General features: G+C 30.7%; 17 protein-coding genes. 6 read left to right on the forward strand and 11 right to left on the reverse strand.

The genetic code is table 11. The features are described 5' to 3' along the window. Positions 1–73: 73 nt before the first annotated feature. Positions 74–274, reverse strand: coding sequence for a hypothetical protein (locus tag NRK67_05715; protein ID UUV19006.1), 201 nt, complete (start codon positions 272–274; stop codon positions 74–76). A gap of 196 nt (positions 275–470) precedes the next feature. Between NRK67_05715 and NRK67_05720 the strand changes: the two genes are divergently transcribed. From NRK67_05720 to NRK67_05740, 5 genes are all read left to right on the forward strand, one after another. Further along, positions 471–827: a GntR family transcriptional regulator gene (locus tag NRK67_05720; protein ID UUV19007.1), complete on the forward strand. Its 357-nt coding sequence runs from the start codon at positions 471–473 to the stop codon at positions 825–827. After that, a complete protein-coding gene (locus tag NRK67_05725) occupies positions 827–1522 on the forward strand; it encodes an ABC transporter ATP-binding protein (protein UUV19008.1) in 696 nt (231 codons plus the stop codon). Before NRK67_05720 ends, NRK67_05725 begins: the two co-directional genes overlap by 1 nt. Next, positions 1515–2216 carry a hypothetical protein gene (locus NRK67_05730; GenBank protein UUV19009.1) on the forward strand — a complete coding sequence of 234 codons (702 nt, stop codon included), beginning with the start codon at positions 1515–1517 and terminating at the stop codon, positions 2214–2216. The genes NRK67_05725 and NRK67_05730 overlap by 8 nt, the downstream gene beginning before the upstream one ends. 25 nt (positions 2217–2241) lie before the next feature. Next, on the forward strand, positions 2242–2841 hold the full coding sequence (gene pncA, locus NRK67_05735; protein ID UUV19010.1) for a bifunctional nicotinamidase/pyrazinamidase: 600 nt from the start codon (positions 2242–2244) through the stop codon (positions 2839–2841). A gap of 95 nt (positions 2842–2936) precedes the next feature. Next, positions 2937–3428, forward strand: a complete 492-nt coding sequence (locus NRK67_05740; protein ID UUV19011.1) for a GNAT family N-acetyltransferase — start codon at positions 2937–2939, stop codon at positions 3426–3428. Between the two features lie 223 nt (positions 3429–3651). On the opposite strand, the gene NRK67_05745 is transcribed toward NRK67_05740, so the two are convergent. The 4 genes from NRK67_05745 to NRK67_05760 form a co-directional block, all read right to left on the reverse strand. After that, entirely contained in the window at positions 3652–3777 is a 126-nt protein-coding gene (locus NRK67_05745; GenBank protein UUV19012.1) for a hypothetical protein, read from the reverse strand. Between the two features lie 17 nt (positions 3778–3794). Then, complete coding sequence (locus NRK67_05750; GenBank protein UUV19013.1) at positions 3795–5003, reverse strand: tetratricopeptide repeat protein; 1209 nt, start codon at positions 5001–5003, stop codon at positions 3795–3797. Between the two features lie 161 nt (positions 5004–5164). Next, positions 5165–5581 carry an IS30 family transposase gene (locus tag NRK67_05755; GenBank protein ID UUV19014.1) on the reverse strand — a complete coding sequence of 139 codons (417 nt, stop codon included), beginning with the start codon at positions 5579–5581 and terminating at the stop codon, positions 5165–5167. Beyond that, positions 5578–6126: an IS30 family transposase gene (locus NRK67_05760; protein UUV19015.1), complete on the reverse strand. Its 549-nt coding sequence runs from the start codon at positions 6124–6126 to the stop codon at positions 5578–5580. The genes NRK67_05755 and NRK67_05760 overlap by 4 nt, the downstream gene beginning before the upstream one ends. A gap of 308 nt (positions 6127–6434) precedes the next feature. On the opposite strand from NRK67_05760, the gene NRK67_05765 reads away from it, so the two are divergent. Then, entirely contained in the window at positions 6435–7163 is a 729-nt protein-coding gene (locus NRK67_05765) for a radical SAM protein (GenBank protein ID UUV19016.1), read from the forward strand. A gap of 36 nt (positions 7164–7199) precedes the next feature. Here the strand turns inward: NRK67_05765 and NRK67_05770 are convergent, their stop codons facing one another. The 6 genes from NRK67_05770 to atpG form a co-directional block, all read right to left on the reverse strand. Next, a complete protein-coding gene (locus tag NRK67_05770) occupies positions 7200–7619 on the reverse strand; it encodes an ATP-binding protein (GenBank protein ID UUV19017.1) in 420 nt (139 codons plus the stop codon). Next, entirely contained in the window at positions 7564–7932 is a 369-nt protein-coding gene (locus NRK67_05775; protein ID UUV19018.1) for an ATP-binding protein, read from the reverse strand. The genes NRK67_05770 and NRK67_05775 overlap by 56 nt, the downstream gene beginning before the upstream one ends. Beyond that, the gene (gene istA / locus NRK67_05780; protein ID UUV19019.1) at positions 7929–9299 is read right to left on the reverse strand and encodes an IS21 family transposase; all 1371 of its coding nucleotides are present in this window, start codon (positions 9297–9299) and stop codon (positions 7929–7931) included. Before istA ends, NRK67_05775 begins: the two co-directional genes overlap by 4 nt. A 308-nt stretch (positions 9300–9607) precedes the next feature. Next, positions 9608–10009: an ATP synthase F1 subunit epsilon gene (gene atpC / locus NRK67_05785; GenBank protein ID UUV19020.1), complete on the reverse strand. Its 402-nt coding sequence runs from the start codon at positions 10007–10009 to the stop codon at positions 9608–9610. A gap of 3 nt (positions 10010–10012) precedes the next feature. After that, positions 10013–11413, reverse strand: coding sequence for a F0F1 ATP synthase subunit beta (gene atpD / locus NRK67_05790; protein ID UUV19021.1), 1401 nt, complete (start codon positions 11411–11413; stop codon positions 10013–10015). A gap of 21 nt (positions 11414–11434) precedes the next feature. Continuing rightward, positions 11435–12289: an ATP synthase F1 subunit gamma gene (gene atpG, locus NRK67_05795; protein ID UUV19022.1), complete on the reverse strand. Its 855-nt coding sequence runs from the start codon at positions 12287–12289 to the stop codon at positions 11435–11437. Between the last annotated feature and the right edge of the window lies 1 nt (position 12290).

A 12290-nucleotide genomic window follows, 5' to 3' on the forward strand; every position in this document is an offset into this window, starting at 1 on the left:
CAATTTAATAAATATATTTTGTTATCTTGTGTCAATTTAAAAGCCCCCAGTAATTCCTGAGGGCTTTAATATTTTATAATTTGTCATGCAGATTGTTACTAGTGCTGCATTTACACCCTAAAGCTACCTCTATAGCTTGTTTTTCATCTATATATCTTACTTCCCATCCTATACATTCAGGATCTCCGTCATCAAATTTTATAACTTCTTTCTTCTCTACCTTTAATTTTGCTTCTGTCGTTCCTATTGATTTTAAAAATTCGTCTTTTGTCATACGTTTTCATCCTCCTGATATATCCCATACAAACTAATAATAAAAAGCAACGTGATGCTGCATACTGACTTTATGATCAGATATTTTTCAGTTTGAATTTGAACTTATTATATCATATTTTTATAAATTATTTGACTCTCTATCAAAACTAGTGTACTATCTACCTAGAACACTAGAGCGATAAAGAGGAGGAGATATGGAATTCAAAAAAAATATCCCTATTTATTTACAGATAATGGATAAATTAAAACAGGATATATCCCTGAAAATACTAAAACCCGGAGAAAAGATGATGTCTACACGGGAACTGGCAGTAAAACTTAAAGTTAACCCCAATACAGTCTCCAGAGTATACAAGGAGTTAGAATCAGAAAATATTGTTTTTACAAAAAGAGGGATGGGAACATTTGTTGTAGAAGACGAAACTATCCTGGAAAATATAAAGCAGAAGATGGCTAATGATATCGTGATTAAATTTATTTGCGACATGAGAGATCTCAATATCTCCCCAAAGGAAGCAATAAAGATGTTGAAAGACATGGAGGAGGAATAATGGAAAATCTAATTATAAACAACTTAACTAAGGGTTATTTTAAAAAAAAGGCCTTGAATAACTTTTCATACTCATTTAAAAGAGGGATGGTCTATGGATTGATCGGTCCAAATGGAAGTGGAAAAACAACTCTGATGAAAACAATCTATGGATTAGTTAAACCTACTAAAGGGGACTTATCTATAAACAGCAGCAAAATTTCATTCAAAACCAGAAAAAATATTGCTTTTATGCCTACAGAAGATGTTTTTATGTCAAATCTTGTGGTTTTGGATATTTTAAATTTTTATAATAATACCTTTGAAGATTTTTCTTTGGAAAAAGCACACCAGATCCTGGAAAATATGAAGCTGCCTCTAGATGAAAAGATAGAAACCTTTTCAACAGGAATGAAAATGAGATTAAAGGTGACTCTATGTCTTTCCCGGAATGTAAAATTTTACATGTTTGATGAACCATTAAATGGAATAGATGTTATTTCAAAGGACCTCATTAAAAATACAATCATCAGCATGACCACAGAAAACAGTACTATTGTGATCTCCTCCCATGCTTTAAACGAGATGGAATTTATTCTGGAACAGGTTTTATTTTTAAATGAGGGGTCACTTATCAGGGATATTAATTTAGAGGAATTCAGAGACAGTGAAAATAAGTCTTTAGAATCACTTTATTGGGAGGTATATAATGTTTAATTTAATCAAGTTTGAGATGTTAAAGCATAAAAAAATGTTTTCAATTTTAGGAGTCTTATTTCTATTGATGCAGGTATTTATCATCTATAAAACTTCTATTTTGACTACAACTGACAACGATCTTATCGACAAAGGAGGCCTATTAGTTTTTATCAGTTATATTGGCTTTATATATTCATCAATACTCACTTTTTCAAAGGATATTAATTCTACTGATAGAAGTGTTGTCTTTATGACTCCTAATAGTGGTTTTAAAATAGTTTCTTCTAAATTTTTAACTACAATTATCTCAGGGACAGCATTGGTTTTAACAACGTTTATATGGTTTATCGCAAACGCTTATTATGTAGATCCTAGGATAAAGTTTGAGATTATTGAATACTTAAAAAATGGAGAACTTCTCCTAACAACCCACATTTTAATCTTAATTTTTCTTTCAATAGGGAGTTTCTTTGCCTTGGTATTTTTAAGTATTATCATTACCAAGACCTTCCTGTCTAAATTAAAATTTAAAACACTTATTATTATTATTGTCATGTCTATTTTATCTAAATTCTTTAACTTCGTTTTCTGGGATAACTTTGAAGGAACTATAACTACAACTATGGGAATGTCTATTGTCGCAATGACATTTATTACTACTTTGATGCTATGGATAAGTGGATGGTTGATAGACAATAAAACAGATTTTTAAGGTTTATATTTTAGGAGGACTTATAATGAAAAAAGCACTATTAGTTGTAGATATTCAAAATGATTTTTGCAGCGGAGGAGCATTGGAGGTGGGGGGAGCTGACGAGATCTTTCCCACAGTGAATAAATTAATAGATGAGTTTAACAAAAATAATGATCTGGTAGTAGCAACTATAGATTGGCATCCTGCTGATCACGGAAGTTTTGCTTCTAATTCTCCGGGGGAAATTGGAGAGATGGGGGAACTGAACGGTATCCCTCAAATTTGGTGGCCGGACCACTGTGTCCAAGGAAGTATAGGAGCTGAATTACACAAGGATTTAAAATCTATAAAAAATAAAATTAATAAGGGACAAAATCCAAAATATGACTCCTACAGCAGTTTTTTTGATGCCAATAGGAAAGCTACAAAATTAAACCCTCTACTAAAAGAAAATGATATAGATACCCTATATATAGTTGGATTAGCTACCGATTATTGTGTAAAGTTTACTGTGCTGGATGCACTGGAACTGGGATATAATGTATATTTGGTAGAAAACGGGTGCAGGGGAGTTAACCTAAATCCCTCCGATTCAAAAGAGGCTGTCAAAGAGATGAAGAGATTAGGAGCTATAGTGATATAACTGCTGATTTTCTCTACCTCTCTTGACAAAAATAAGTTCATAGAGTATATTTACTAGCAATATATAGCAAAATGATTTTTTAGGAGGTAGAAATTATGAATATTTCAATACGTCATGTTAATAAAGGAGATGCTAAAGATATAACTAAAATTTTTCTAGAAAAATCCAATTACAGGAATACTTTAGCAGTTCCATATCTCCATGATAATGTTTGGGAAGAAAGAGTTAATAATGTATCACCAAACGTTATCTCATTAGCCGCTGTAGTTGACAAAAAAGTTGTAGGAGTTATTGGTTTACATATTGAGACTAATATTCGGAGGAAACACTGTGCTGGTATTGGTATTAGTATTTCAGAGAAATATCAAAATAATAAGATAGGAAGCAGATTATTAAAAGAAATTTTAGATCTTGCAGATAATTGGCATAATATCAGGAGAATTGAATTAGAAGTTTATACAGACAATGAAAAAGCGATTAATCTATATAAAAAATTTGGTTTTAAAACCGAAGGTACCCTTAAAGATTATGTTTTTGGAGAGGGGAAATATATAGATGCCCATATTATGGCCAGGTTAAAAATCTAGATTATATTTTATAAAAATATAATACCTGTATAATCCAGGCTTATTTCTATTGGGTAGTAATATAATTTTTTTATTTAATTTGATAGTATGTTTCAAATTAATTTTTAGGTGTAGATATAGGGGATTATATAATAATTAAAACATAATACCCCAATCATCTATCCTTAATTTTATTGACTAGTCATATAATCTGTTTTACTTTATATCTTAATTTTATACTTTTTTAGCCTGATTCAGATGTTGTTGATGTTACTGAGGGTTGTTCCCTAATTTGACCTATATCTTCATTGCATAAAACTAAGGTAAAAAACATTAAAACCCCAATTAAAAGTAATATTCTTCTATTCATAGATATAACCTCCTTTTTTATAAATTAATATTTTTAATTAAAAATAATGCTTCATATTCCATATTGTTATCAGTATAATATTTTAATATAGACATAATAAACTCTGAATTTAGATATTTAAATTCAATTTGTGTAATGTGTTTTATGAGTTTTGCCTGTTTTAGAGGCTTTCTTCCATAGAGAATCACAAGAGATTTAATACTATCTAAGTGTTTTTCAATATTAAAAGAGGTGTTGTTGAAGTTTATTTTAAAAGCAATCTCTTTTTCAAATGCTTCTACAGCCTTTACCTTATCTTTTAAATATAAATAAATTTTTCCTATGTTCCAATAAGTTTGATAAAAAATTTCCCCTTTGAGACTATTTAAGGTAATTTCTAATTTTTTTAAAGTATTTATCATAAGGGCTTCATACTTCATCTCTTTAGCACACGAAAGAATATTGACATAACATATTTTTAGCTGTTTGTAATTTGTAGGGTCGCTTACACTTTTTTTAAAAAATTCAATGGCTTTTTCATATTCACCTAGATTTTGATAACAAATACCTAAATTGGTATAAGAGTAGTAAAAAGGTTTGGTAATTTTCTGCATATTTACAACAACTTCAAAACATGAGATGGCTTTATTCCATTTTTTTGTTCTTAAAAGATTTACTCCGGTATTATAGGCCAAATATGCCTTTATTTTATATGGTGCGAGATTGATTTCTTTTTGATATTTTAGGTATATTTCATAGGTTAATCCTATCTTTTCCAATCTAATTACCTCAATTAAGATTGAATAAAAGAAGTTAGAGCAATGAAAGTTATTTAATAGATCGTAGTAGATCTTTAAAGCCTCTTCTTTCTTACCTATCTTTTGATTGTGTTTAGCTATAATATATCTATATTTACAGCTATGAATTTCTTTTTCTCGTCCAAATAATTCTATTTCTTCTTGTTTTTCTTTGGAGTAGATTGTTCTACCTATAAGGCTGTTGTTCACTAATTTATCTAGCTCTTGCTGGGGAGTAATATATAGGTCTTCTATAGTAATAATTTTATTTATATTTCTTTCTTGAAAAATTTTATTAAGTGAAGTTACCAAGCATGGTAAATATTTTGGCTTTAAAGGTGTCTTTCCACTTCGAACTTTATATAATAAAGCTAAAGTCATTTTTGGGTTTTCTAGTTCTTTAATTCCTATTTTATATTCTTTTATAAGTTCAAATATTTTATTATTCATAAGCCCTCCTTATTTTAATAAAAGTATATAACAAAGTTCTAAAAAAATAGAAAGATTTCTAAAGAATTATATTTTAGAAAAAAAATAGGAAAAAATTCTAATTTCTATGTTTGTTTTAAAAAAAATTGAAAATTCATTTTAATAAAACTTACGTTGTCAAATTAAATGCAACACTTTTCAATTTCACCCCAAAATACTTCTTTTGGGGTTTTCCAATTTAAACACTTCCTTGGTCTATTATTAATTTTGTTTACCGCTTTATAAAATTCACATCTCTTTATCTTACTAAAAATAGTCCCTTTAGGGAAAGTTCTCCTTAATAAACCGTTTGTATTCTCATTTGTTCCTCTCTCCCATGAGTGATAAGGGTTAGCAAAATAAGCTTTAATACCTAATGCTTCCTCTAATTCTTTAAATTTAGAGAATTCTTTCCCGTTATCCGATGTAAATGTTTTTATGTATTCTTTAGGTATATATTTAAAATTCTCTATTGTTGCCTCATTAAAAGTATCTGATTTTCTATTAATCATTAGCTCCGCTACAAGATATCTTGATTTCCTATCAACATAAGTCATCATAGCACCTTTTTTCCTGCGCCAACGATAGTATCGCTTTCAAAATGACCAATCTCACTTCTATCATTCGCTTCTTCAGACCTTTCTTCTATCATCTTTTTATTAGGGATTTTACCCCTTGTTTCTTTCAATCCTCTAGGCTTTTGTTTGCCTTTTCTAGTTAAAAGGTATTTAGTACTCTCCGTAAGAAAATCAAGATATATTGCTCTATAAATTGTTTTAAATGAAATAGAATATTGGTTGTCTAATTTAGCTCTTCCTGATATTTGTTCTGGACTCCAACCTGATTCTAACTTTTCTTGAATATCTACCAAAAGGATCGAATCTCTTAATTTGTGCTTTCTTCCACAAAGTTGTTTTCTTTTTTTGTATAAAAACTGGGCTTTATTAGGAGTGTACTCACCATCAACTGAATTTCTATTAATTTCTCTATAAATACTAACTCTATTTTTCTTTAATTTAGCTGCAATAAAACTAATTGATTTTTTTTGCGCTAAAAATTTAAATATACTTTCTCTTTCTTCAATGGTAAAATGTTTATGATTCATAAATACTCCTTTAATGTTTGGTCGCACTTACATTATACCAAGGAAATATTTATGAATTTTTTTTGTTGCATTTAATTATACAATTCAAGAAATAATATACTACAGTAACACATTAGGAGAGAGTTAAAAATAAATGAAAAAGGAGGTGAAAAATGAAAAAAATTAATTATACTGTTACTAAAACACAAAGACATTGTGGTGGTGGTTGTTGTGGACATTCGGAGTGGTAATAAATTTTTAAAGATAGCAACTATAATTTAGTTGCTATTCTTAAAAATTTATTTCAAGATATTAAAAGGAGGAATAAAATGTATAGTAATAACTGTTACCTAAGTAAAGATAATGTTTTATTTAATTTAAATGATTTTAATCTTTATGAATTAGATTCAAATATATCTACCGAAGTGAAAAAAATAATGTCTGGATATAAAAATTCAAATAGTGAACTTACTAAGTATTTTAATAAACAGCAAGAAAGAGTAGTAGATGAAACTTTAAAAATCTTAAAAATTAACGTTAATAATAAGTGCAATTTAAAGTGTAAGTATTGTTATGCTTCTGAAGGAACTTATAATGGGGAATCAAAAGAGATATCTGATAATACTATTTTAGAAGTAGAAAAATTAATAAAAAAGTTTAAGACGATAGATACTATAACATTTTTTGGAGGAGAGCCTATGCTTTCTATAAAAAAAATTAAAAATATTTGTGAAAGAACTAGGAAAATTAATGAAGATATATCATTTTTTATGCAAACAAACGGAACAACTCTCTCTCAAGAAGGGATCAAAATAATAAAAAAATATAATATTCAAGTAACCTTAAGTGTTGATGGTCCTAAAGAAATTAATGATAAAAATAGAGTTTTTAAAAATAATAAAGGAACTTATGATAAAATTTATAAAAATTTTAAAAAAATTGAAAATCATATAAATTTTATCCAAGCAACATATTGTAAAGAAACTAAAATGACTAAAGAAGAAATTTATAGTGTAAATGTCAATCAAGAATTGACCCATGTGGCAGTTAATTTTTGACCCACCTAAGGGTAATTAAAAAGTGACCCACCCTGCCTATTTCGCAGAGACCCTGTAAGAGTCACCATTCATGTTTAAAATATGTCCTCTAAATGTTACGCGATCTATTAAAGCTGTTGTTAACATTGTATCAGGGAAGAATTCTTCCCACTCTGAAAATGCTAAATTAGTAGAAATTATAATACTTCCCCTCTCACTTCTTTCTGAAATCACTTGAAATAGGAGTTCTGATTGATGTTTGTTAAAGGAGAGGTAGGAAAGCTCATCTATTATGAGTAGATCTAATCTTGCTAATTGCCTTAAGAATCTCCCTAAATTACTATTTTCTTGCGCTTCAACTAATTTATTTGATAAGTTAGCAGCTGTAGTAAAGTACACCTTATGTCCACAGTTGCAAGCTTTAAGTCCTAGAGCTATAGAAAGATGTGTCTTTCCAGTTCCTGGGTTCCCTATCATTATTATATTTTCTTTTTTTTTTGATAAACTCACAGCTGGAGAGTTCGCCTACTACTGAAGGTTTTAAATAGCTAAGACGTTTAACTTCAAACTCTTCTAGCGTTTTTTCAAAGGGAAATTTAGCTCCGCGCTTTAACCTGAAAAGTTTATTGTCTTGTCTAGTTAATACTTCCTTTTCTAATAGTGTAAGCAGAAATTCTTCATATCCTTGTTTTGAATTTATTGCTTGGCGCTGAACCTCATGATAGTCTTTGAAGCTAGATAGTTTTAAAGCTTTGGAAAAAAGTTTAATTTTTTCACTAATTACACTCATTGGATCACCTCTTGGGAAATTAAGTTATCATATTTACCTAAATTATTTCTTTGAACTTCTATTTGGTCGTTGATTTTAGGAAGACCGACTTCTTCTCTTAGATATTCTAAAAAGAGTTTTGAATCTCCTTTAGAGTGATACATTTCAAAAATTGCTTTAGGAATATTTTGTATAACTGGATCAGCATTAAATACAGCTCGCGGTTTTCTTTCTAAAGCTTTAAGATAGTGAATTAATTGATAACTATGCTTATTTTTTTTAAATATTCTCTGGTGAATTGCAACAACTTTACCTTTATGAAGAAATTGTATTTCTGAATGACCAGTTTTTAAAATCACCTCAGTTCCTACTAATTCACAGGGTAATGAATATTTATTAGTTTCAAAAGTTACAGTTGAAAACTTAGTGACTCTTTTATAGTCTCTTTTAGAAATATCTAGTGAATGGCTAGGAAGCTCTAAAAGGTTATTAGCTTCAATCTGGAATTTTTGTTTAACACTTAAGCTTTCACCGCCAACTTTATGATTTTCTAAGTAGTTATCACAAGCCTTTTTTATTTTGATATTTAACTCATTCAAACTTTTAACTCTAGGGATAGGAACCATAGTATTTCTTCTGATAAGTCCTACTAAATTTTCAACCAAACCTTTTTCATTTCCACTTCTAACATTGCAAAATTTAGGTTTAAAAGCATAATGAGCAACGAGAGTTTCATACCCTTTAGTTATTTTAGTTACATGTTTTCCATAGCCTTCTGATACAGCAACTCTGGCATTATCAAAGAGAACTTCTCTAGGAACACCACCAAAATATTCAAAAGCAGAGATGATCCCATCTAAAAAACATTCTTCTCTTTCTGCGAAGTAGGCCTTAGTAAAGATATGAGCGCTATATGCTAACCGAGCACAAAAATATTTTATTTCCTGCTTTTCATCATTGAGAAAGATATGCGCTGAACCAAAATCAATTTGCATAGCTTCCGCAGGATTAAAGGTAAGTGGTAGAAAAACCTCTTTTGTTTTACCTTTTAATTCTCTAAATGCAACCTTAACAGAAGAATATGAACCAAGAAACCCAACCTCTTCTTTGAGTCTAACCCAAACCCTATTAGCAGTGTGCCTCTGTTTTGAATGAGTATGCTCGTTGTCTTCAAAAATACAAGCTTCAATAAAGTCTAAGACTTCTCTAGTCATAACTTGTTTTCCTCGAGAAGAAAACTTTTTTTCTCCAGGAATTGTATCTCCATTAATATACTTTCTAACAGTGTTTCTAGAAATATGAAGATCTCTAGAAATTTTTCTAATAGAAACCCCTTCAACTAGATGAAGTCGTCTAATTTTTTTATATGTATCCATATGAATTGCCACCTCAAACCTCCTGTACATCTCTTTAAAAAGATTGTACAGAGTAATATTAGGGTGGGTCAATAATTAGCTGCCTTTTTTATCTCAAAAGGGTCAATTTTATATTACCCTTTACAAATATTTTATTAGATAGTAACTATACTCTCATCATCATAAGTCACAAGAATGACTCAGAAGCTATAAAGAAATATGATGAAATTATTAATTTATAGACTCTTTTTATACGAAAAGTTATAAATTTTAGAAAAAATAAAAAAGAGGGTGACCAAAGTAGAAAATCTACTTACGGGTCAGCCTCTTTTATTTTTAACCTATCTGTTTTCTACCATTCCTACCTTAGTTAAAGCTGACTCCAGAGCTTTTTGCGTTACAGCAATATCTCTATCCTCTTTTAACTTAGCTAACTTTTGTTTAGCTAATTCTGCTTCTTTTCTAGCTACTTCTATATCAATATCGTTGACATTGATAGCTTCATCAGCTAATACTAAAGTTCTATCTTTAGAGATCTCTAAAAAACCACCAGCTACGAAGAATCTCTCCTCGCCACCATCAGTTTTTATCTTCATCTCTCCTACAGCTAATTCTGCAACTAAGGGAGCATGTTTTGCTAATATACCCATATCTCCCTCAGAAGTTCTAAGAATTACCCTTTCAACTTCTTTTTCTAATACTTTTTTCAGAGGAGTTATAACTTCTAATTTAAAAGTCGCCATATCTTATTCCCCCTTCATTAAGTCTCTTCCTTTTGCGATAGCTTCTTCGATACTACCTACATATAAGAAAGCTTGCTCAGGTAAGTCATCATGTACTCCATCTAAGACTTCTTTAAATCCTTTGATAGTATCTTTTACAGGTACATATTTACCAGACATTCCAGTAAACTGCTCTGCAACAGCAAATGGTTGAGAGAAGAATCTTTCGATCTTTCTAGCTCTACTAACTGCTAATTTATCTTCATCAGATAATTCATCCATTCCTAAGATTGCGATGATATCTTGAAGTTCTTTATATCTTTGTAATACTTCTTGTACATCTCTAGCTACTTTATAGTGTTCATGACCTACAACTTGCGGGTCAAGTACTCTAGATGTAGAATCTAGTGGGTCTACTGCTGGGTAGATTCCTAATGATGCGATTCTTCTAGATAAAACTGTTGTTGCATCTAGATGGGCAAATGTTGTTGCTGGAGCCGGGTCAGTAAGGTCATCGGCAGGTACGTATACCGCTTGAACCGAAGTGATAGATCCAGTTTTTGTAGATGTGATTCTCTCTTGAAGAGATCCCATCTCACTTGCTAAGTTTGGTTGGTATCCAACGGCAGAAGGCATTCTTCCTAATAACGCTGATACCTCTGATCCTGCTTGAGTAAATCTAAAGATATTGTCGATAAAGAATAATACATCTTGACCTTCCTTATCTCTAAAATGCTCAGCTACTGTAAGACCAGTTAATGCAACCCTTTGTCTTGCACCAGGCGGTTCATTCATTTGACCATAAACTAATGAAGTTTTATCTAAAACTCCAGATTCAGTCATTTCATCAAATAAGTCTCTACCTTCTCTTGTTCTTTCTCCTACTCCTGCGAATACAGAAAGTCCTCCATGTCCCTTTGCAATGTTATTGATAAGTTCCATGATAAGTACAGTTTTTCCTACTCCTGCTCCTCCAAATAGACCGATCTTTCCACCTTTTAAATATGGTGCTAATAAGTCTACTACTTTGATTCCAGTCTCAAGAATTTCTACTCCTGTTCCTTGTTCCTCAAAGCTTGGTGCATCTCTATGTATAGGAGCTGTCTCTTCAGGATTTATATCTCCTGCTTCATCGATAGGTTCACCTAATACGTTTAAAATTCTACCTAATACTGCTTTTCCAACTGGAATAGTTATAGCTGCTCCAGTATCTGTTACATTCATTCCCCTTTGTAAACCATCTGTTCCATCCATTGCAACGGCTCTTACAACATTGTTTCCTAAATGCTGTTGAACTTCTGCAACTAGAGTTCCACCATTTTCTAACTCTATGTTTATAGCGTTATAAATTTTTGGTAAATCTCCTGGGAACTTTACGTCTACTACAGGTCCTATTATCTGTATAAGAGTTCCTTTATTTTCCAAAGTTCTCCTCCTCTTTTATTATTATTGCTGTGCCAATGATCCACTTACGATTTCTGCAATCTCTTGTGTTATGGCAGCTTGTCTAGCTCTGTTAAATTGCAGAGTTAAACTTCCTACTAATTCATCGGCATTGTCAGTTGCATTTTTCATGGCAGTTTTTCTAGCTGCATGCTCACTGGCCGTATTATCTAGTATAGATTGATATAATACTATATTTAGATATTTAGGTAACAATGTCGATAATATATATTCTGCTGAAGGTTCAAAGATATACGGCTCATTAGATTCACTCTCTACTTTTTCAATAGGAATAAGTCTCTTAGTCGTAAGATCTGAGCTTACAGCTGAAACAAATTTTGAATATATGATGTAAACTTCATCAAATATATCTTCTAAATAAAAATCAACAATATTCTCACTGATCTCTTTAGCTTTATCAAACATACTTTCTGGAATTAACTGAATATATTCACCTTTTAAATCATAATCTCTTTTTTTACAATAATCTCTACCTTTTTTACCCACGGCAATTATTGAAACTTTCTTATCTGGATTTTCTGCCTTTAGTCTTTCAAGAGCCTTGTTTGCCTGGGAATTGAATCCCCCGCAAAGTCCTCTGTCAGAAGTCATAAGTACAACTCCTATCTTCTTAACTTCAGCTTTTCCATCAAACAAAGAGTTTTTCTCATTCTTAATACCAGTTGCAATATTACGTAATATTCCATCCATGGCCTCTGAATAAGGTCTTGATTCTCCTACTAATTTAGAGTATCTCTTGAATTTTGTAGAAGAAACAACTTCCATTGCCTTAGTTATTTTATGGGTAGATTGTACTCCTTTGATCCTGCTCTTTATTTCTTTAATATTCGCAGCCACA

The sequence above is a fragment of the Fusobacteria bacterium ZRK30 genome, assembly GCA_024628785.1.
Taxonomy (GTDB): Bacteria; Fusobacteriota; Fusobacteriia; order Fusobacteriales; family Fusobacteriaceae; genus Psychrilyobacter.